Annotated in this window: 17 protein-coding genes; 2 read left to right on the top strand and 15 right to left on the bottom strand. The window is 37.6% G+C overall.

Annotated elements, in window-relative coordinates:
* Positions 1-50 precede the first annotated feature (50 nt).
* Positions 51-1,076: an aminoglycoside phosphotransferase family protein gene (locus ACE3RB_RS11695; RefSeq protein ID WP_374464375.1), complete on the bottom strand. Its 1,026-nt coding sequence runs from the start codon at positions 1,074-1,076 to the stop codon at positions 51-53.
* Positions 1,077-1,302: 226 nt separating this feature from the next.
* Here ACE3RB_RS11695 and xrtF point away from each other — a divergent pair, with 226 nt between their 5' ends.
* Positions 1,303-1,833 (top strand): exosortase family protein XrtF, encoded by a 531-nt coding sequence (gene xrtF / locus ACE3RB_RS11690; protein ID WP_002982771.1) that lies wholly within the window; start codon positions 1,303-1,305, stop codon positions 1,831-1,833.
* Positions 1,820-2,257, top strand: a complete 438-nt coding sequence (locus ACE3RB_RS11685) for an exosortase F system-associated protein (protein ID WP_131437250.1) — start codon at positions 1,820-1,822, stop codon at positions 2,255-2,257. Before xrtF ends, ACE3RB_RS11685 begins: the two co-directional genes overlap by 14 nt.
* A gap of 18 nt (positions 2,258-2,275) precedes the next feature.
* Here the strand turns inward: ACE3RB_RS11685 and ACE3RB_RS11680 are convergent, their stop codons facing one another.
* The 14 genes from ACE3RB_RS11680 to ACE3RB_RS11615 all read right to left on the bottom strand — a co-directional run bounded on the left by ACE3RB_RS11680 (position 2,276) and on the right by ACE3RB_RS11615 (position 21,123).
* The gene (locus ACE3RB_RS11680; protein WP_131437252.1) at positions 2,276-3,283 is read right to left on the bottom strand and encodes a cation diffusion facilitator family transporter; all 1,008 of its coding nucleotides are present in this window, start codon (positions 3,281-3,283) and stop codon (positions 2,276-2,278) included.
* Between the two features lie 59 nt (positions 3,284-3,342).
* On the bottom strand, positions 3,343-4,335 hold the full coding sequence (locus tag ACE3RB_RS11675; RefSeq protein WP_374464374.1) for an aspartate-semialdehyde dehydrogenase: 993 nt from the start codon (positions 4,333-4,335) through the stop codon (positions 3,343-3,345).
* Positions 4,336-4,401: 66 nt separating this feature from the next.
* Entirely contained in the window at positions 4,402-4,833 is a 432-nt protein-coding gene (locus ACE3RB_RS11670) for a hypothetical protein (protein WP_374464373.1), read from the bottom strand.
* 86 nt (positions 4,834-4,919) lie between these two features.
* Complete coding sequence (locus ACE3RB_RS11665; RefSeq protein ID WP_374464372.1) at positions 4,920-7,517, bottom strand: TonB-dependent receptor; 2,598 nt, start codon at positions 7,515-7,517, stop codon at positions 4,920-4,922.
* Between the two features lie 208 nt (positions 7,518-7,725).
* Positions 7,726-8,586, bottom strand: a complete 861-nt coding sequence (gene nadC / locus ACE3RB_RS11660) for a carboxylating nicotinate-nucleotide diphosphorylase (protein ID WP_374464371.1) — start codon at positions 8,584-8,586, stop codon at positions 7,726-7,728.
* Between the two features lie 10 nt (positions 8,587-8,596).
* On the bottom strand, positions 8,597-9,229 hold the full coding sequence (locus ACE3RB_RS11655) for a hypothetical protein (protein ID WP_374464370.1): 633 nt from the start codon (positions 9,227-9,229) through the stop codon (positions 8,597-8,599).
* Between the two features lie 14 nt (positions 9,230-9,243).
* Positions 9,244-10,815, bottom strand: a complete 1,572-nt coding sequence (gene nadB, locus ACE3RB_RS11650; RefSeq protein WP_374464369.1) for an L-aspartate oxidase — start codon at positions 10,813-10,815, stop codon at positions 9,244-9,246.
* Between the two features lie 31 nt (positions 10,816-10,846).
* The gene (locus ACE3RB_RS11645; RefSeq protein ID WP_374464368.1) at positions 10,847-11,473 is read right to left on the bottom strand and encodes an NAD(P)H-dependent oxidoreductase; all 627 of its coding nucleotides are present in this window, start codon (positions 11,471-11,473) and stop codon (positions 10,847-10,849) included.
* 121 nt (positions 11,474-11,594) lie between these two features.
* Positions 11,595-13,853 (bottom strand): gliding motility-associated C-terminal domain-containing protein, encoded by a 2,259-nt coding sequence (locus ACE3RB_RS11640; protein WP_374464367.1) that lies wholly within the window; start codon positions 13,851-13,853, stop codon positions 11,595-11,597.
* A 157-nt stretch (positions 13,854-14,010) separates the two neighbouring features.
* Positions 14,011-16,269: a T9SS type B sorting domain-containing protein gene (locus ACE3RB_RS11635; protein WP_374464366.1), complete on the bottom strand. Its 2,259-nt coding sequence runs from the start codon at positions 16,267-16,269 to the stop codon at positions 14,011-14,013.
* A gap of 168 nt (positions 16,270-16,437) precedes the next feature.
* Entirely contained in the window at positions 16,438-16,914 is a 477-nt protein-coding gene (rnhA, locus tag ACE3RB_RS11630) for a ribonuclease HI (protein ID WP_374464365.1), read from the bottom strand.
* A 2-nt stretch (positions 16,915-16,916) separates the two neighbouring features.
* Positions 16,917-17,216, bottom strand: a complete 300-nt coding sequence (locus tag ACE3RB_RS11625) for a hypothetical protein (protein ID WP_374464364.1) — start codon at positions 17,214-17,216, stop codon at positions 16,917-16,919.
* A gap of 18 nt (positions 17,217-17,234) precedes the next feature.
* Positions 17,235-18,821 (bottom strand): replicative DNA helicase, encoded by a 1,587-nt coding sequence (gene dnaB / locus ACE3RB_RS11620; RefSeq protein ID WP_002982805.1) that lies wholly within the window; start codon positions 18,819-18,821, stop codon positions 17,235-17,237.
* A 154-nt stretch (positions 18,822-18,975) separates the two neighbouring features.
* Positions 18,976-21,123: a T9SS type B sorting domain-containing protein gene (locus ACE3RB_RS11615; protein WP_374464363.1), complete on the bottom strand. Its 2,148-nt coding sequence runs from the start codon at positions 21,121-21,123 to the stop codon at positions 18,976-18,978.
* Positions 21,124-21,129: the final 6 nt, after the last annotated feature.

The following is a 21,129-nucleotide window of genomic DNA, read 5'->3' as shown; positions in this document are numbered from 1 at the left end:
TATGTTTTTAATTTTTTTAGACCAATAAGTCCTTAATAACTTAAAGCTTCTTATTGGTTCGAATTTATAATTTCTTCAATTTTTTGTTGTGCCTTTTCCGATGCCAATTGCTGAATAACCTTAGTCAGTTCAGGATAATCCTTCATGTGTTCCCAGGAATTTGAAAACTGTATAATATTCCGGATTCCTTTTTCCAGGCTGGCCATAAAATGCTGTTTCCTCTGTATCAAACCTCTGAATCCGTAAGCACCTAAAACTTGTAGAAATCTCATCATCTGAATAGGCATCACTGCATTTTTCAACTGAATTCTTGTTGCGGGATCATCAAACTGTTCAATATAAAAATCCAGCATTTCCTGTTTGAAATCTTCAGGAAAATTGGCTTTGGCCTGAAAAAGGAAAGAGATCACATCGTACATTAATGGTCCTTTCATTGCCGACTGATAATCTATAAAAGAGACTTCATTCTGTTCATTGACCATGATATTTCTTGCCTGGAAATCACGGATCATAATTCCTTTAGGTTCAAGATTCTCAATAAGGACTGCTATTTTTTTGAATTCTTTCAAAAGAGATGACTTATTGTATTCAAGCTCCAGAAAATCTGCTACAAAGTTTTTAAAATAATAAAGATCATGAATCACGGGAAGTTCATCATAACATTCATACTCAAAGGTTTTTGAAAAATCAATTTTCCCCTGAGTCTGGATCTGCAGTTGGTAAAGCTTTTCTAACGTTTGCTGCACCAAAGATCTTACAGCGGGGGACAACTGTTCTTTTGCAATCACTTCAGAAAGCGTATGCTGTCCTAAAAATTCCTGGATATACATCTTCCGGTCTTCTGAAACGGCAAGAATAGAAGGAGTATTAAGATTCAGGCCCGAAAATACTTCAGAATAGTAAAGAAAACTTTCATTTTCCGGAATATTTTCATTGTACGTAATGATGTATTTTTCTGTACCGGCAGTGGCCAGGAAATTTACCCTCGCAGAGCCGCTTTGAGCTAATGTGACGAATTCAGAAGATTTTTTACCTAACTGGTTCTCAAAAAATCGTTTTGCGTTTTCAGAAGTCATAATATGGAAACAAATATACTAAATTAACATGAGTTGGAAATTATAGTTTAAAGAATTGAATATCAAACCGGAAGCCTCTTATAATAAATCTGTAGGATACTACTTTTACTGAATGTTATAGCGGGAATTTTTCCTTTTAACTCCATAATTGTAGACTTTATTCTATTATTCTTAAGTTTCCTGATTCAGATTCAGGATATTACATGCTAATTTTTATCTTTGCATTATGCTGAAAGACTTTAAACCTGTTTTAGGTATTTTATTGCGCTTTATTGTTATTTATCTGGTGTTGCTTTTCGCTTATCAGTTTTATCTGAACAGTGGGAAAGATTCCGGGCTGGATTTGTTTTCAAGGATGATTGCCAATCAGGTGACTTCCCTGCAGAACGCCATAGGATATCCTACAGAAATCTATGATGATGTAAAAAACGAACAGGTTTGGTTTTATGTTAAGCAAAATTATGCGACAAGAATGGTGGAAGGGTGTAATGCTGTTTCTGTCATCATCTTGTTTGTGTCTTTTGTGTTTGCTTTTTATAAAGGGATAAAGACTTTTGTTTTTGTGGGTGCAGGATTGGTTATCCTGTATATTATGAATCTCTTGAGAATTATGGGATTAAATATCGTGATGACCGATCATAAAGAGTATGGAAAAATATTCCATGATTTTGTTTTTCCTGCTGTTATTTATGGGAGTGTTGTTGTTCTTTGGCTGATCTGGATTAAATTTTTTGCTTTAAAACATGAAAATTCTTAACTGGCTTCTGGTTATCGCAGGGATCTGCGGTTTGATAGGTGTAAGAATCCTGGAAGGAACTATTTTTTATGATCCTTTCCTTGATTACTTTCATGAAGCTAATAAGAATATTGATTTTCCTGCATTTGAATGGGGCAAACTGATTGCCGGACATGTTTTCAGATTTATTTTAAACTTATTTTTTTCCTGTCTGATTATTTACGGTTTATTTAAAAATAAGGGATGGACAATACAGGGAGCAATAATGATGACTGTTGTTTTTGCCATTACATTGCCTATTTATCTGTATTGTATTCATGACAGATTTGAAGTAGGGTATCTTTTTTCTTTTTATATGAGGCGATTCGTAATCCAGCCGTTAATCATACTTCTCATTGTACCGATGTTCTATTACAGGAAACAAATGGTTAGTAAAGAAAGCTGAACCAGACCGATTTATTTCTTACTCACCTTTAGTTGCTGTGTGCTTATCCACACTGGTTACATTTTCCGGAGTCCATTCGACGCGTTTAATGAAATCTTTTTCCCGGACAGGACATTCTTTGATCTGGCAGATCGGGCATGAGATTGGTTTGCAGTCATCCATATGGAAATTGAACTCAATACTGCGTTTTATATTTCCGGCAAGAAGTAGAATGACGTTTTCCATTTCACTATGTGCATCACGCAGGTCATAATACCAGGGAAGGGTAATATGAGCATCAATATGCAAAGAAGAACCGAACTGCTGTATTTTCATATTGTGTACGTCAATCCATTCTGTATGTCTGTTTTCTTCGAGGATTTTAATGATCTGATTTAATATTTCAGGATCTTGCTCGTCCATAATACCGCTTAATGACTTTCGTACGATTTTATAGCCTACAAATATGATATAAAGCCCAAAACTTAGTGCTACTGCGGAATCCAGCCAATAGATTTTAGTGAAATAAACAATCACTAAACTGGCAACCACACCAAGCGTTGTAATGGTATCGGACTGAAGATGCTTTCCGGATGAAATAAGAACCAGAGAATTTTCTCTTTCTCCTTTTTTTATGGAGATATATCCCAGAAGATAATTCACAACCGCGGTTCCTGCAATAATCCAGATTCCGAGATCAATCTTGCTTAGCGTTTTTCCCACAATAAGGCTATGAACTCCTTCATAAATGATCATAACACCGGCAATAGCGATAAGGGCACCTTCAATACCGGATGTTACAAATTCTACCTTTCCATGGCCGTACGGATGGTCTTCATCTTTGGGTTTGGCGGCAAGGTGCAATGAATAAAGTCCCATGAACGCACTAATGACATTGACGATACTTTCCATGGCATCGGAAAAGACCGCATCAGAACTGGTAAGCTTCCATGCAATAATTTTTCCGACGAAAAGGATGATTCCAAATATGGCAATGAGCTTTTGAAATCCTATTTTCTCCTGATGGGCATTTTTCTGGGTATTCATAAATGTGTTTGATAAAAAAAAAGAATCTCAATTCTGAGACTCTTTTTTATTTTGTTAGTTTATACTAAGTTGTTTGCTACAAGGTACTCTGCGATTTGTACAGCGTTTGTTGCCGCTCCTTTCCTCAGGTTGTCTGCTACGATCCAGAGGTTGAGCGTTTTCGGCTGTGATAAATCCCTTCTTATTCTTCCCACGAAAACTTCGTCTTTTCCTTCTGAGTACAGAGGCATAGGGTAGTGGTTGTTTTTTACATCGTCCATTACAATTACACCAGGTGTTTCAGATAAGATTTTTCTTACTTCATCCAGTTCAAATTCATTTTCGAATTCGATGTTTACGCTTTCTGAGTGTCCTCCCTGAACAGGAACTCTTACAGCAGTTGCTGTCAGGTTGAAAGTATCATCTCCTAAAATTTTCTTAGGCTCTTTCATCAGTTTGATCTCTTCTTTCGTGTAATCATCATCAGCAAATACATCACAGTGTGGCAATGCATTTTTGAAGATCTCATAAGGGTATACTTTTTCAGTAGATTCATTTCCACTAATCTCACCGTTTAATTGGTCTACAGCAGCTTTACCTGTTCCTGTTACAGACTGATACGTAGAAACGATTACTCTTTTTAAATCATATTTCTTGTTCAATGGCCCAAGAACCATTACCAATTGGATGGTAGAACAATTCGGATTGGCGATGATTTTATCTTCTTTTGTTAAAACATCAGCATTGATCTCAGGAACGACTAATTTTTTATCAGGATCCATTCTCCAAGCAGAAGAATTATCAATTACTGTTGTTCCTGCTTCTGCAAACAGAGGAGCGAATTCAAGGGAAGTAGAACCTCCTGCAGAGAAGATGGCAATATCCGGTTTGGCAGCTATAGCGTCCTTCATGCTTACAATCGTAAATTCCTTCTGTTTATACTTCACCTTCTTGCCTACAGATTTTTCGGATGCTACCGGAATTAATTCTGTTACAGGGAAGTTTCTCTCCTCCAAAACTTTAAGCATGACTTGTCCAACCATTCCTGTTGAACCTACTACAGCTACTTTCATTGATTTAATTAAAAATTTAAGATTAAACTATTTATAAATTATAATGCATATAATTTCTTTATCTTTTTAAGCCCCAAAGACTCTTGTCCAAGGGAATGCGAATGCAAATAAACCTACTGCAATCAGTCCCATAATAACTACTCCTAAAGAAATAGTATCGTTGGATTTTACTTTTTTGTTGACAATGGTCATCAAAACCGCAGCAATAAGCATAGAGAATGGATGTTCAACATATTGGAATCTCAATGCTGCATTTTTCATTACTTCTCCCATATTTAATCCCTTGCTGAAAGTGGTGATCAGCATAATGATTCCCAATAAAAACTGAACATGGAAGAAAATCATTGTAAAAAGAGTCGTTTTCTTCAAAAACTTGTTCACTTTTCCACTGAAACCAAACATGGTAGCTAAAAGTGCAATGATAAATAATGTTACCAAAAGAATCTCAAGATACCCGAATCCTTTGTGGGCATTATGTAAAATGTTGTAAAAATCCATAATCCTATTTTTTTGTACACAAAGATAACAAAAATCCCGGCTCAAAGCCGGGATTGATATTGAGAAAATCTAATATTGTTATATTATTAGAAGTTGAATGATAATGTTGCTGCCCAGGTAGTTCCGAAACCGAAATAAGCACGGTTACCGGTTGCTAGACCTTTGTACATCATACCAAGTTGTTCGTAAGTCTGATTTTGAGAATTAAGTGTTTTTCCATCAGCCAGATATTTTGGTTTATCATCAGCAAATACACTTGTAGCAGAATCAGAAATATATACAGTATCAAATAGGTTGTAAACGTTAGCTCCGATTGTGAAATACTGAGCTTCGTTTTGCAATCTGATTTTGTAGGAGAAACCTATATCGAATAAGTTGAAGTCAGGTAATTTCAATACTCCTCTATCTTGTGCAGAAACGTTAGTAAATGTTCCAGCATCAATAGTAGAATAAAGTTTACCCACATATCTCCAGGTTCCGAAGATATTAAGATCTTTTACCGGTTTTACTGTAAGACCTAATGATGCTGTCATCTGAGGAATACTGTTATTGCTTGAACCTCCTACTTTTACTTTATCCAAGTATAGTTCGTTACCTGCTGAACCAGCTAAAGTAATAGGGTTGTTGTTATCATCGAAAGAAGCTACACTAGCATTTCCTTTATAATAGTAATCTCCCCAAGAGAACATCCCCTGAACTTCCAAGAAACGGTTAGGTCTGTATACTCCATCAAATTCTACTCCCTGGTGAATTTCGGTAATACCATTGATTTCAGAATAACCTGTAGTAGTTGAACCGTCTGCTAAAGTGAAAGTCTGACCTGTTTTTCTTAACCATCTGTCTTTCCACTGTGTTCTATATACGTTAACATTTGCAGTGAATTTTGCAGATCTGAATCCATATCCAACTTCAGCAGAAGAAATTTTCTCATTAGTTAGATAAGGGTTAATAAGCTGTTGGTTACTTGGGTAAACAGTGTTAAGGAATGGCTGCTTGCTATAATAACCTAAATTAGCAAAAACATTATGTTGTTCATTAATGTTATAGTTAGCCCCCCCTTTAATATTGTATCCGAAAATATTTTTAAATCCAGTTTTAGTGTTTATTGTCTGACCTTTTACTGTGCTTCCGTCTACTACGAAGTTATCAATTCTCTGGTAACCTTGGTTAGATACGGAACCTTGTAAGAATGCAGATAAGTTATCTTTAGTATACTCTACTTGCGCAAATCCACTGTACCAAAGAACTTCTCCGTCATTGCTATATCCAATCTGGTCTTCAGATGGAGCTAATTTACCTCCAAAAGGATTCCAGCTAAGCTTTTTATAATCATAAGTATTGCTTACGATTCTTGGAGCTAAATTTTGGTTCGCTTTGTCTTTATATCCTGCTGCTCCATAAAGGTCACTAACAACCTGATAGTGGTAACCATAGTAATATCTATCATCTGTTCCTACTGAGAAATTCCAGTTGTCATTGATTTTATGTTGGAAGTTTGCCAAGATACCATACCAGTTGTGAGAGTTGATACTTGATCTACGAATTAGAGTACTTCCAGCACCTGCAGTATTTAAGTTAACAGCTGCATTAGCCGCGAAAATAGCATCATAGTTAAAGTGACCAGCTGTATCATAGAAATCAGTCATTCCTTTTCCTCCTACTTTACCTAAATCACCTGTTCCACCACCTCTACCATTTGACATGTATAAAACTGTACTTAACTTAGACTTCTCACTCATCGTCCAATCCCAGTTTAACATCATTACCGGCTTAGAATAATAGTTAGATCTGTTTGCTAAAGCAACTTTGTTTCCTGAAGCATCAGTATAATATCCGAAGTCAGAGTTATATCTTCTGTAAGGACTTTTTCCATCATATTCAGGGTTATAGTTGATGTAATTTTGAATTGTTGGAGCAAAAGTTCTTTGATCGTGCCACTGAGGAGCAGAAGTTATGGTAAACTGTAAGTTATGTTTTTTATTGATTTCATAACCTAATGCAAAGAAATATGCATAAGATTCATAATCTGTATTTTCAATATAAGTACCTCCGGCTTGTCTGCTCATTAAGAATGATGCAGAAACTCCATCTTTAGATTTTCCTGTATTATAAGAAAATGAAGTTTTTAAATAATCATTATTTCCAACACCTAATCTGATTACCCCTCCTTTTTTCATATCTGCAGAGCGGGTAAGGAAGTTTACTGTTCCTCCTACAGAAGCAATAGCTAATTTAGATGAACCTAAACCTCTCTGAACCTGTAGTGTACTTGTAACATCAGATAATCCCGTCCAGTTTGAGAAATAAACAGTACCACCTTCCATATCATTTACAGGCATACCGTTTACCATTACAGCGATGTTTCTTGATTCGAAACCTCTGATTGTAAGACCTCCATCACCAAAACCACCTCCGGATTTTGTAGCATAAACAGATGGAGTAGTGTTCAAAATCTCAGGTAATTCCTGGTTACCTAATCTTTCTGCAAGTTGTGCTGCTTTAATGGTAGATGCAGCAACAGGTGTCTTTCTATCTTTAGCGATATCCGTAACACCTCTTAAGATTACCTCTTCAATATCTTTGGACTTAGTTTGTACTGTGTCCTGAACTTGTTGAGCGTAATAAACACTAGCTGTAGATAATGTAATTACCGCAGTTAGTATTGATTTGTTGATTAATTTCATAATCGTTAGTAATAATTAGATTTAATTTTCTGCAAAATTCGCAAAATTAAATTTAACTATTATTAACTCAATGTTAATTTTTAATCAGTCTTAATAATGTTAAGGTGTTAAAAATCAGCATTATGGCTAAAAATTGAATTTTTGTATGAAAAAAGTCATGTTATTGAATTTTTAACAAAATGGGGGTCTTTTTGTTAAAAATTCAACGCTATTTCACTGCTTTGAGACTCAAATCTATATTCTCTGCAGAGTGTGTAAGGGCTCCTACGGAGATGTAAGTAACGCCTGTTGCAGCAATATCTTTCAGCATATCACGGGTAATTCCACCTGAAGCTTCAGACTCACAGGAGCCGTTGATCATTTTTACAGCTTCTTTCATGGTTTTCACATCCATATTATCAAGCATAATTCTGTCAACCTTAGCGTTGATGGCTTCCTGAACTTCTTCAAGATTCCTCGTTTCAACCTCTATTTTTAACTTTTTCTTATTCTTTTTAACATAGTCTTTCGCCATAGCTACTGCATTAGTAATGCTTCCGTTATAATCGATGTGATTGTCCTTCAGCATGATCATATCATAAAGGCCATACCGGTGATTGGTTCCTCCGCCAATAGCCACTGCCCATTTTTCACACATTCTGAAGTTGGGAGTCGTTTTTCTTGTATCTAAAAGTTTAGTTTTTGTACCTACCAATCTGGAGTCCCAATCGTGGGTAAGAGTCGCAATACCGCTCATTCTCTGCATGCAGTTAAGAACAAACCTTTCAGTGGAAAGGATAGATCTTGCACTTCCGGTTACAATAAGAGCTACATCCCCGACTTTACAAGGAGTTCCGTCTTTAATAAAAACTTCAACTTTTAGGTTTTTGTCAAAAGTGTGGAAAATGATTTCTGCCAGTTCAACACCTGCAAGAATACAGTCCTGTTTTACCAAAAGCTTTGCACTTTGTACAAGATCCTGTGGAATGGTAGACAGGGTAGAGTGGTCTCCATCCTGAATATCTTCTTCAAGGGCATTTTTTATAAATGTCTTTAATGCTTTATCTGTAACGTAGCTTGGTCTTTTCATAATTTTGATTTTAGTAATAAAAGGAAGATCTTTTTCCGAATAATAAATCGTGAATAATGAAGAGCAAAAGAACTTCATTTTCCTTTGCATCTATTTTTTCAAAATCTATATTGTCTTTTATTTGTACATTGTTTTGATTAATGCTTTGAAACTCCAATACCTCTTTTCCGTTTCGTCCTTGTGGTATGATTTTATAGTTCCATTTAAAATTATCCCAATTATATTCTTGAGTGTAGTAAGTGATTTTTTCTCTATTGAATGTTAAAACTGGGTATTGGGGATTATTGATATAATATAAAGTTAAGCGCAGCCTATTATCTTTAATTATATTGTTTAAATCGAATTTTAAGCTCCCATAATAGTCTGGTTTTCCTAACCCTTTTATATTGCATAACAGATTTAAAACCAAAGGGTATTTGGATCTGGGAACAATAATCTTTTTTAATAATGTGACTCCATATAATCCAAAGAAAACTCCCAAAAGTATTATTCCTGCAAGGATGGCTATATTTGAAAAAGTATCAATTTTTCTATCTTGCTTCCAAAAATTTAATAATACTAAAGCACAAGTCAATGAAAGTATCATTCTTGAATAGAATAAGATATTGACTGTTGTAAGAATATTTAGATTCAGGGTTTTCACTTGTCTAATTAAAATTAAACCAAATCTTTATTATAAAACGCTCCCTTATTCTCTGTCATTTCCATAGATTGGGTAATGATGAGGTGCGCAACGGTTGTTAAGTTTCTTAATTCTGACAATTGCGGGGAAAGAATAGAGTAGTGGTATATTTCATCAACGGCAGCGGCAATCTCCTGGTGTTTTTGCAGAGCCATATTCAAACGGCGGTTACTCCTTACAATACCTACCAGGTCGCTCATCATTTCCTGAAGCTGTTTTCTCAGATAGCTGATAATGACCATTTCATCCATAATTTTCATTCCTTCTTCATCCCATTCAGGAACGGCTTTCAGATCATCGAAGTTGAAGTTGTTTTCATTCAGAAGATCTACGGTTTTCATGGCAGCATTGTGGCCGAAAACCAAGCCTTCAAGAAGTGAATTTGAAGCAAGTCTGTTGGCACCATGAAGTCCTGAGTTGGTACATTCTCCTACGGCGAAAAGGTTTCTGATGGAAGACTGCCCGTCCCTGTCTACTTCAATGCCTCCCATCAGATAGTGGCAGGCAGGCACAACAGGAATCAGCTGAGTAAAAGGATCAATTCCTTCGTCTTTGCATTTTTTATAAATATTGGGGAAATGTTCTAAGAATTTTTCATGGTTCATTTCCTTGCAATCCAGGCCAACAAATTCATCTCCGGTAATTTTCATTTCAGCGTCGATGGCTCTTGCTACAATATCTCTGGATGCCAATTCTTCACGTTCATCATATTTATGCATGAACTTTTCACCCTTTTTGGTTCTTAATTTGGCTCCGTCTCCACGTACTGCTTCTGAAATTAAAAACAGCATTCCATCCATTTTGCTGTATAAAGCTGTTGGATGGAACTGGTAGTACTGCATATTGGAAACTTTTCCTTTGGCACGAGCTACAAAGGCAATTCCATCTCCTGTTGCAATCGTAGGATTGGTAGTATTTTTATAAACATGTCCGGCGCCTCCTGTGGCTACCAGTGTTATTTTCGAAGTAATTTTTTTGATGGTTTTGGATTTTTCATCCAGAATGTAAGCGCCATAACAGTGGATGTCACCTTCATTAAGTTCTTTTCCCGGAACATGGTGCTGTGTAATGATGTCAATAACATAGTGATGATCCAAAATTTCAATATTCGGGCTGTTATTGGCTGTTTCCAAAAGAGCTCTTTCGATTTCAAAACCTGTGATATCTTTATGATGGACGATTCTGTTTTCAGTATGGCCTCCTTCTCTTCCTAAAGCGAATTTACCATTCTTCATATCAAACTGAGCTCCCCATTCAACAATTTCATTAAACCTCGCCGGAGCTTCTCTTACTACCATTTCTACGACATCGCGTTTGTTTTCTCCGTCTCCGGCACGCATCGTATCATCAATATGCTTCTGGAAATTGTCATTCTGAAAATCTGTAACGACAGCGAGACCGCCCTGTGCATATTTGGTGTTGCTTTCGTCCTCATCAGACTTGGTTACAATAATGATTTTGGCATCAGGGAGCTGTTCAGAAACTTTAATGGCATAGGAAAGTCCGGAAATGCCGGAACCGATTACTAATACATCCGCTTTTATCATATGCTGGCTTTAGGTACAATCGTTTAAAATATTAAATAAATTTAAACAATTTTTCGTTTGGTTTTCTTACTTTTTTCATGTGCTGGAAATGGTCTTCGTCAGAACGGTAGCCTAAAGCGAGGGTAACGGTTACTTTTTCTGTTTCAGGATTGATATCCAGGATTTCTTCTATAAGATCCTGACGGAAGCCTTCCATGGGACATGAGTCTATATTTTCAATAGCAGCGGCATACATAAGATTGGCCAATACTATATAGGACTGCTTTTCTGCCCAGTTGAAAATTTCATCATGTGTTTTCTGGTTGATGTGCTGATTAATGCTGTTTCTGAAGGGATCCAGTTTTTCAATGGGAGTATCCCGTACTTCAGAAATATGATTAAAATAACCACGGATATAATTCTCTTCAATCGTTTTCTTTGAAATAATAGCAATAAGATGAGAACAGGTGGAAATCTGTGATGGATTATAGAAGGCTGGAATCAGTTTCTGTTTCATCTCCTCACTCTCAACAACGATAATCTTGTAGGGCTGAAGTCCCAAAGAACTGGCAGACAGCTTTCCTGACTCAAGAATGTTGTGAAGAGTTTCCTGAGGAATAATCTGATGATTGAATTTTTTTACAGAATATCTTCTGCTTAAAGCTTCCAAATAATTCATAGGACAAATTTAAGAATTGAATATGAATAAAGAGTCTTTAAAATGAAATATCTCCTCTCCGTTAATGCAAAAAATCACCCCGGCCAGCGGAGTGATTCTTTTGATGTGTTGGAAAGTGTAATTATTCTCTGTTCTTTACAACTATCCAGCCTGAGAATTTTATCGGAGTACTGTTTTTATTATTTTCGTTCCATGAAATAGAATACCAGTAATTTCCTGTAGGAACTTTTTTGCTTCCGTTAGTGGTTCCTGTCCATTTGTAACCATTGGTTTTATCTGCCTGAAACATTTTGTAACCATATCTGTCGAAAATTGCTATTTCCAGATTCTGTTTATTGGCAAGCGCTGAATAATCAATAAAATCATTCTTGCCGTCATCATTTGGCGTAATTACATTGATCAGATTAGGTACTGTGATATTGACTTCAACAGGGACACAGTTATAACCATCTCTTACATATACTTTTGCTTCTCCTCTTGCAATATTGGTGAAGACATTGGAGTCCTGCCAGTTGATATTATCCATTGAATACTGGTACGGAGGAGTTCCGCCATTGGCATATACCGTTACAGTGCTTCCTGCAATATCAATCGTAGTAATAACCGGATTATCGGAAGGATATACCGTTACTTTTTGTGTCGCTATACAATCGCCCGTTTTAAGTTTTACCCAATAAGTGCCTACTCCTACATTCTTGATAGACTGCGTAGTAGCTCCTGTGCTCCATTCGTAGCTTTTGAAGCCTGCGCCTGCATCTAAAGTGGTTGTGTTTTCTATACAAATTGTTTTGTCAAGTAAAGTTCTTGAATAAACAGGTGGTATTACGGTTAACGTAACTTTAGCAATAGAATAGCAGCCGTTTGCACTGAATACTTTAATATAGGCAACTCCATTAGGCGCAATGTATGCTGCCGGAGTAGAGATGGCATTAGTTCCACTGATAGCATCAATCAATGAAGGGTAATATTCTTTTGTGAGCCCACCCTGTGAAACGACGGCTCCTACGAGATTAAAGGATGCCATAGACGGATTGCTTTCAATAAAACACGATTTGATTTCAATATCATTGACAACCACAACAGGGTAAATATTCAATGTAATTTTAGCTGTACTTACACAACCCTGAGGAGTGGTTACCTTTACGTATATTGTTGCTGCTGCTGATGCGTAAGCAGAAGGATTGGTAATCTGGTTCGTTCCATTATTCAGATCATATAGAGTAGGATAGAATTCCTTGGTAACTCCTGCAACAGTGGTTACGGCAGCAGTGTTAAGGTCAAAGGTTGCTGTCCCTGCATTGTTGTTGTTACATCCGGTAAGACTGGCATCTGTTGCTGCAAATGGAGTAGGATTTAGCTGGATGACTCCGTCGCCGTTATCACAAAGAGTAGAAGTTGGATCTTTGATTACTACTTTGATTGTAGTATTTCCCGAATACTGAAAGCTTGTAGGATTGGCAATAGGAGTAGAGCTTCCCAGTAAATAATAAGTGAAAATATAGTTGCCGGGATTATTTACAAATTGAGAATTGTAAGAAGTAAGATCTACAACCCCATTTCCGGTAGCTGGATTGGTACATACGAACGGTGTTACGGTATTGCTTAAGATAGGAACTTTATCCACAAAAACTTTAACATTTTTAATGGAATGTCTTGCGCTGGCGCCTCCCGTTGCTGCAGAGAAACCGAAATATCCCTGTGACATTCCCACAGCGCCTCCGGAAGGAGCAAAAGACTGATCTACAATAAGAGCACCATTTATTCTTACTTTGATAATCCAGTTGGTAGGATTGGTAAGATCTGTTTCTCCGTTTACTTCAACATGTCTGTAAGTATCTCCTACAAATGGATTGGTAGCAATAAGATCCGGTGAGTGAAAAGTGCTTCCCGGAGTCGTGTTGTATTCGATATTATTACCTGCTGTATTGTTGGTGCCGTAAAGAATATGAACTTTACTCATCTGCCCTTCAGTTGTATTGTTGAAGATATCAAAACCAACCATCAGTCCTGAGGCATTGGCTGGAATACCCAATCCTCCTCCTGAGACGAATCCTGTTGGCGGATTGGCAAGGTACCAGAAAGTAAAGCCGTCTCCTCTTCCAAACTGTGCGGTTCCGTTCCCATCAATTCTGAAATCGAATTCCACTTTCCATTTATCACAGTAGCTCAGGGTGATTGGAGTGGATAGTTTTATAGCCCCGTATCTGCTGGTCTGATCACTCGTAAGTCTTACAAAGTCTCCGCTTACCACAGCGTCAGAGACCAGATCCCAGCCCGTTGTATTTACAGGGTTTCCTGTTAATTGATAGGTTTGTGAAAATAATCTTCCCGGAAGACAGAGTAAGATAGCCAAAAATAAAATGAGTATATCTTTTTTCATAGTGGATGGATTATGATGTTATTTGTTCTTGGTTATAAATTGTTTCTTTTATGTTTATATTAATTACGAACGTAATGTATGGTTTCAATTTCGGATAGGATAAAGTCTCCTTTAATACCGAAACTACCCCAAAGGAGGTAGTTTCAAATAGTAAATTTTATTCTCTGTTTTTTACCAATACCCAGCCTGAGTATTTGGTTTCAGTATTGTCTTTGTTGTTTTCATTCCATGAGATGGTGTACCAGTAAGTTCCTGTGAGGACTTTTTTACCGGAAGCAGTTCCGTCCCATGTGAAGTTTCTCATTTTTCCAGCCTCATAAAGTTTGTTGCCATATCTGTCATAAACAATGAACAGCAGGTTTTTCTTATAGGCAAGTGCTGAGTAGTCAATAAAGTCATTTACATTATCTCCGTTTGGCGTGATGGCATTGATAAGGTTAGGTACTGTAATCTGAACTTCAACAGGTGTACAGTCATAAACATCTTTTACATAAACTCTTACCTCTCCTCTTGCGAGACCTGTGAATATATTGCTGGTCTGCCAGTTAACTCCATCCACAGAAAACTGATAAGGAGGGGTTCCGCCCGCTACATTTACAGTGATTGTGTTGTTGTCAATATTGATGCTGGAGATCACAGGGTTTGCAGATGCTTTTACATTGACAATCTGTGTGGTAATACAGTTGCCGGTTTTAAGCTTTACCCAATAAGGCCCAACGCCTACATCCTTAATAGATGAGGTTGTTTCTCCGGTGCTCCATTCATAACCATCGAATCCGGGACCTGCATCCAGGTCAGTCTTTTCACCAATACAAATGATTTTGTCTTTCAGAACAGAGGATGTTACAGGAGGTAATACGATAAGGTTGATTTTAGCAATATTAAAGCATCCGTTGGCATCTGTTACTTTTGCATACACGGCTGTGCTTGTTGATAAATACTGAAGAGGATTCATGATCTCATTGGTCCCGTCTAAAGCATTTGCTATTGAAGTATAATATTTTTTTGCAGCTCCTGTTCCCAAAGTGGTAACATCTGCAGTAGTCAGATTAAAAATAGCACTGTTAATATTATTTTCAATGAAACATGATCTCAGGGTAGCCTCTTTCACAGGGGTGTCAGGGTAAAATGCCAGTGTGATTTTTGCTGTGCCTGTACATCCCTGAGGTGTTGTTACTTTTACATAAACAACTCCCGGTGCAGATATATAATTGGTTGGATTTTGAATCTCATTACTGTCAGCATTGAGGTCAGCCAGCGTTTTATAATATTTTTTAATGACGCCGGGAACATCCGTGACATTCGCGGTATTCAGGTTGAATGTAGCGGTTCCGGCTTTGTTGTTATTACATGCCGTAATCGTTTTGTCTTCAGCTTTGAAAGGGGCAAGAACCAGTAATATTTTCCCATCCGGGTTATCACAGAGCAGTCCTGCGTTATCTTTAACAACAACGGTAACGGTGGTGTTGGCATTAAACTGATAATTGGCAGGGTTCGCGATAGGCGTTGAGCTTCCAAAAGGATAGTAAGTGAATGTATAATTGGAAGGATTGCTGACAAACTGCGAATTGAAAGAAGTCAGGTTTACGGAGCCATATCCTGTAGTGGGATTGGGGCAGAACGACTGGGTTGCTGAATTCTGTAAAATAGGAACTTTATCCGTATAAATTTTTGCATTTTTAATGGAATGTCTTGATCTTGCAGCTCCTGTAGATGCTGAAAATCCAAAATATCCCACTGTCATTGCAGCAGCCGTTCCGGAAGGGGCAAAAGACTGATTACATATTATATTACCATCTATTGTTATTTTTATAATCCAGCTGGTTGGAGCAGCAGGATCTACCTGTGCCGTTACTTCAACGTGTTTAAAGGTAGTTCCCTGAAAAGGCTGTGTCGTATTTAAATCCGGTGAGTGAAAGGAGCTTCCGGGAACATTGAAGAATTCAACGTTATTGGTATCTGTTGTATTTTGAACCTGCCCGTAAGCTACATGTACTTTACTCATTGTAGCTGTAGTGGTATTGTTATAAGTGTCCAGCCCTACGATAAGGCCAACTGCATTCTGGGAAACACCAAGACCGGAACCTAATACGCTGGCAACAGGCGGATTGGTAAGATACCAGAAGGCAATTCCATCTCCGTTGGAAGTTTGGTTGGAATCCATTCTGAAATCAAATTCCACTCTCCATTTATCGCAATATTTTAGATTGATAGGATCATTCAGCCTGATAGAGCCGGATTGGTTGTTGGTATCCGGAGTAAGCTGAATAAAATCTGTGTTTACCTGGGTGGGAGAAATCATTGTCCAGCCGGTAGTTGTTACCGGGTTTCCGACAAGCTGATAAGTCTGGGCAAAGGACTTCCCGGCTATACAGAGTAAAAAAACAGATAAATACAATAATAGATTTTTATTCATTTATAATGGGACTTATTTTAATATGTAAAGATATTAAATCCCAATCAATTAATATGTATTTAATGTTAATTTTGCTAAAATTTTAATAATTTTTTAAAAATTTATCGCTTATTATGATATAATGGTTAATATTATAGTAGTGATTACGTATTTGTATTAATTAATTAATTAAAATAAGGAATTATTATCCAGACTCTCAAAATAAGTATCAATTTCGAGGTCAGAAGAATTGGCAGCTGCAACTGCTAATTTATCGCAAAGTTCGTTTTCAAAGTGCCCGGCATGGCCTTTTATCCAATGCATTTTAGGGTTGTGCTTATTGTAAAGTTCAACAAATTTTTTCCAGAGATCCGGATTTTTTACATTTTTCCATCCTCTTTTAATCCAACCTGCAATCCAGTTTTGGTTGATCGCATCAGATACGTATTTGCTGTCGGTGTAAATGTGGATGTCGTTTTCTGTAGATTTCAGTTTTTCCAATGCAGTAATAACAGCCAGAAGTTCCATTCTGTTGTTGGTGGTTTTTCGAAAACCTTTTGAAAATGTTTTCTGGTAATTTTTTTCCGGAACGCGCATGAGAATTCCATATCCGCCTTTCCCGGGGTTTCCGCTGCAAGCGCCGTCCGTATAAATTTCGATTTTCAAGTTTAATAATAGTTAAAATTTTCAGAGTCTTCATTATAATTAAAGTCGTAATCATAATCATTAATGACTCCAATACTGTTTAATGATACTTTTTCAAAAGGATCTTCTTCTATAAGTACCCCAATAATTTTGTAAGGAAATGTTGCGCTAGATTTATAGAACTCTAAATGTTCAAGAATAATATCATCAAAATTATATTTGTTTAAAATAATTACTTTATCAACTCCAACTTCGTTATCTAAAATATAATCTCTTATAGATTTGATTGTTATCGGTTTTAATCTTGAGGTTTGTATTTTCATGTTAATAAGAGTTATTACTTAAAACGGAAAATCATCATCATCATCAAAATCATTCATTGATGACCCGGAAAGTTTAGAACTGTCCGGAAGGTCAAATGCTGCTCCTGGCTGAATCGTAGTTTTGATCCTGTCAAATCCGCTTGGCTCCCCGAAATTGGAAGGATATCCTCCTCCTGCACCGCCATCAAATGCAGCTTCTATATCACCGAATTTTGCAAAATGTTTTAAGAATGATAATCTGACATCTGCCGTAGCACCATTTCTGTGCTTTGCAATAATAAGCTCAGCCTGGTTTTCAGTAGAAGTTTCCTGTCCTTCTTCATCATTATCCCAAACAGAAATTTTATAATATTCCGGTCTGAAGATAAAAGATACAATATCCGCATCCTGCTCAATCGCTCCGGATTCCCTCAAATCTGAGAGCTGAGGTCTTTTCCCCGGACGGGCTTCCACACTTCTTGAAAGCTGGGAAAGAGCAATCACAGGTACGTTAAGTTCTTTTGCAATCGCTTTTAATGAACGTGAAATCATGGAGATTTCCTGTTCACGGTTTCCGACTCCTTTACCGCCACCGCCGGCAGTCATCAGCTGAAGGTAGTCGACCATGATAAGTCTTACGCCATGCTGCATTACCAGTCTTCGGCATTTCGCACGGAAATCAAATATCGAAAGAGAAGGAGTTTCATCAATATATAAAGGAGCGTTTTCCAGCTCAGATACGTTGGAGAACAGTCTTTGCCATTCCTCATCATCCAGTGTTCCTTTTCTTAATTTCTCTGAGGAGATTCTTGTTTCCGAAGCAATCATTCTGGTGATAAGCTGTACGGAGGCCATCTCGAGAGAGAACAGCGCCATAGGGATTTTGTGGCCTACAGCAATATTTCTTGCCATGGAAAGAAGAAATGCCGTTTTACCCATCGCCGGACGGGCTGCAATAATGATGAGGTCAGAGTTCTGCCATCCACCGGTTTCCTTATCCACATCTCTGAAACCTGATGGAACTCCTGAAAGCCCCTGCTTATCTTTTAAAGATTTAATGGTATCGATAGCCTGCTTTACCAATGAATTGGCAGTGTCAAATCCCTTCTTAATCGTTCCGTTGGTGATCTCGAAGAAAGACTGCTCTGCCTTGTCCAGAAGTTCAAAAACATCTGTTGATTCTTTGTAGGAAGAATCGATAACGTTGGCAGAAACGTTGATAAGGCTTCTTAAAATATATTTTTCAAGAATAACGCGTACATGGTATTCAATATGAGCAGATGAGCTTACTCCCATCGTAAGGTCAATGATGTAATGATCTCCACCTGCCTGACTCAGTTTGTCTTCTTTTTTTAAATCCTGAATAATCGTCATTAGGTCTACCGGGTGGTTTCCTTCATAAAGCTTCAGGATAGTAGAAAAGATGACCTGATGTCTGGGGTCATAAAATACCTCCGGAGTAAGGAGGTCAATGGAATGGTCAAGACCTTTTTTGTCAATCAAAAAAGTTCCGATAACAAGTCTTTCAAAGTCCACTGCATTGGGAGGCATTTTTCCATCCGCAATAGACAATTCTTTTGCAAAGTTTCCGTGTGTCAGGGATGATAATGTTTCTTTCTGCGCCATGGTGCAAAGATAGTTTATTTAAAAAATAATTAAAAAATAGTATTCAACAAATTATTAGCAGTCTTTCGGAAAATGCTGTAAACAGGAGGTTGAATCTGTTGATAAAAAAATCACCTCAGTCTGAGGTGATTTTATAAAATAGATTTAGGAGAGCTTATTCTCTGTTTTTTACCAATACCCATCCTGAATATTTGGTTTCGGTATTGTTTTTATCATTTTCATTCCATGAGATCGTGTACCAGTAAGTTCCGGTTGAAATTTTCTTACCGAAGGCTGTTCCGTCCCAGGTAAAGTTTCTCATTTTGTTGGCTTCATGAAGCTTGTTCCCATATCTATCATACACGATGAAGACAAGGTTCTTCTTGTAGGCTAATGCAGAGTAGTCGATAACATCATTTACATTATCTCCGTTTGGTGTAATGGCGTTGATAAGGTTAGGAACCGTCACAGTCACCTGAATAGGAGTACAGTTGTAAGTATCCTTTACATATATTGTATTTTCACCTCTCGGAAGTCCTGTGAATATATTGGAATCCTGCCATGTAACACCATCTACAGAATACTTGTAAGGAGGAACTCCACCTGTAGCTGTTACAGTGATATTGTTGTTGGTAATTTCTATTCCTGAAATTACCGGCTGAAGGCTTGGGTGCACACGTACTTCCTGAAGTGTGAAACATTTCCCGGTCTGAAGTTTTACCCAATAAACACCAACTCCCACGTTGCTGATAGCTTGTGTAGTTTCACCTGTGCTCCATTCATAGCTTACAAATCCAGGTCCTGCATCCAGAGTGGTTTTGGCTTCTGCACAAATCGTTTTGTCTTTTAGTACAGCTGATTTTACCGGAGGCAATACCACCAGTTCAATCTTGGCTATTGAATAACATTGTTTGTCATTGTCTACTCTTACATATACTGTTTTGCTTTCTGAAAGATAATTTAATGCTTCTACAATAGGATTTGTCTGAGCTTTAGCATCAGCTATCGAGGTATAATATTTAATAATAGTTCCTGTAGGAGTTGGAACAGCTACCCCGATATCAGCTTTGGAAAGATCAAATGTTGAACGGGTAACATCGTTTTCAATATAACAGTTTTGAAGTACAGCATCTTTCAATACAACCGTTGGATAGAATAACAATCTGATTGTAGTAGTTGCAATACAACCGAAGTTGGAAACAACTTTTGCATATATGGTTGTTTCGGCAGAAACGTAGTTGGCAGGATCAGTAATTTCATTGATATCTGCGTTCATATCGGCAACCGAAGTATAATACTTAATTGTTGCTCCGGAGCCTCCGAATATATTGGCTGTTGTTAAATTGTATTTTGCGGTACCGGCTCCATTGTTATTACAGGAGTATAAAGTGGCTGAATTGGCTGTGATGCCAGCATTGACAAACTTGAACTTCCCGGTAATGAAGCATCCGTTGATAGGATTATTCGGATTGCTTGGATCGTGGTATACAATTCGGTAATAGTATGTTGTTGTTCCGTCTACAGTAGTTACTGTAAGAGGGTTGGCGCCTGTAAGGGCATCGTTGGTTGTTTTGTGATAAGTAACGGAGAAGTTGGAACTGTTACCGTTAATAATAGATGCTGTGAGTGTTGTGAAATCAAACTGAGTAGGTAATGAACAAACCATCACCTGGCTTGGATCATTAGGATTAGCTCCCGGAATTCCCGGAGTGATAAATGGGTTAGGGGAAAGTACAGGATCGTTAAATGCAGAACTTAAGCTTGCAGTACCTGTCCATTCTAAAGAAAAACCATTAACGGATCTGCTGAAGTTGTCAATAACCAGATAATAGGTCTGACCTACCAGTACATTCATATAAGGACTCCATTTTCCATTGTTCATGTCAGCTGTAGCACCAGGAGGATTGGTTGGGAATACGGCAGGAGGAGCAAGGGCAAGATCCAGACCTGTATCTCCCGGAGTACCACTATAGTTACATCTTATTGGCTGTATGAAAACATGATTTGCGTCCTGTAAAGAAGCGCAGCCGTTAGTGGTTGGGCCATAGACCGCGAAATCGTAATCATCGCTCTGATCATTAGGCTTTATTGTAAATGCTAATGTACCAGGTGTAGACACAGTGAAGGTATACCAAACAGTATATCTTTCATTGGTACTAAGGCAGCCTCCGTGTTGATTAAGAATTTCTATGATGTTCCCCGGGCCTGACGGGGTATAAGAAATGTCAGAGTTACCACAGATAGGGATCGCTGTGACACAGTCTGACTGTGAATAGGCCATTTGAGTTATCAATAAAATAAAAAGAAGTAATATTTTTTTCATTGTTAA

The sequence above is a fragment of the Chryseobacterium sp. genome (assembly GCF_041914225.1).
Lineage (GTDB): Bacteria > Bacteroidota > Bacteroidia > Flavobacteriales > Weeksellaceae > Chryseobacterium.
The sequence above is the reverse complement of the archived record's forward strand: the minus strand, read 5'-3'. Positions and strand labels throughout refer to the sequence as shown.

Bases quoted from the DNA above. Each gene is read 5' to 3' on its own strand.
- ACE3RB_RS11695 (WP_374464375.1), bottom strand. From the start codon at position 1,076: ATGACTTCTGAAAACGCAAAACGATTTTTTGAGAACCAGTTAGGTAAA.
- xrtF (WP_002982771.1), top strand. From the start codon at position 1,303: ATGCTGAAAGACTTTAAACCTGTTTTAGGTATTTTATTGCGCTTTATT.
- ACE3RB_RS11685 (WP_131437250.1), top strand. From the start codon at position 1,820: ATGAAAATTCTTAACTGGCTTCTGGTTATCGCAGGGATCTGCGGTTTG.
- ACE3RB_RS11680 (WP_131437252.1), bottom strand. From the start codon at position 3,283: ATGAATACCCAGAAAAATGCCCATCAGGAGAAAATAGGATTTCAAAAG.
- ACE3RB_RS11675 (WP_374464374.1), bottom strand. From the start codon at position 4,335: ATGAAAGTAGCTGTAGTAGGTTCAACAGGAATGGTTGGACAAGTCATG.
- ACE3RB_RS11670 (WP_374464373.1), bottom strand. From the start codon at position 4,833: ATGGATTTTTACAACATTTTACATAATGCCCACAAAGGATTCGGGTAT.
- ACE3RB_RS11665 (WP_374464372.1), bottom strand. From the start codon at position 7,517: ATGAAATTAATCAACAAATCAATACTAACTGCGGTAATTACATTATCT.
- nadC (WP_374464371.1), bottom strand. From the start codon at position 8,586: ATGAAAAGACCAAGCTACGTTACAGATAAAGCATTAAAGACATTTATA.
- nadB (WP_374464369.1), bottom strand. From the start codon at position 10,815: ATGATAAAAGCGGATGTATTAGTAATCGGTTCCGGCATTTCCGGACTT.
- ACE3RB_RS11645 (WP_374464368.1), bottom strand. From the start codon at position 11,473: ATGAATTATTTGGAAGCTTTAAGCAGAAGATATTCTGTAAAAAAATTC.
- ACE3RB_RS11640 (WP_374464367.1), bottom strand. From the start codon at position 13,853: ATGAAAAAAGATATACTCATTTTATTTTTGGCTATCTTACTCTGTCTT.
- ACE3RB_RS11635 (WP_374464366.1), bottom strand. From the start codon at position 16,269: ATGAATAAAAATCTATTATTGTATTTATCTGTTTTTTTACTCTGTATA.
- ACE3RB_RS11625 (WP_374464364.1), bottom strand. From the start codon at position 17,216: ATGAAAATACAAACCTCAAGATTAAAACCGATAACAATCAAATCTATA.
- dnaB (WP_002982805.1), bottom strand. From the start codon at position 18,821: ATGGCGCAGAAAGAAACATTATCATCCCTGACACACGGAAACTTTGCA.
- ACE3RB_RS11615 (WP_374464363.1), bottom strand. From the start codon at position 21,123: ATGAAAAAAATATTACTTCTTTTTATTTTATTGATAACTCAAATGGCC.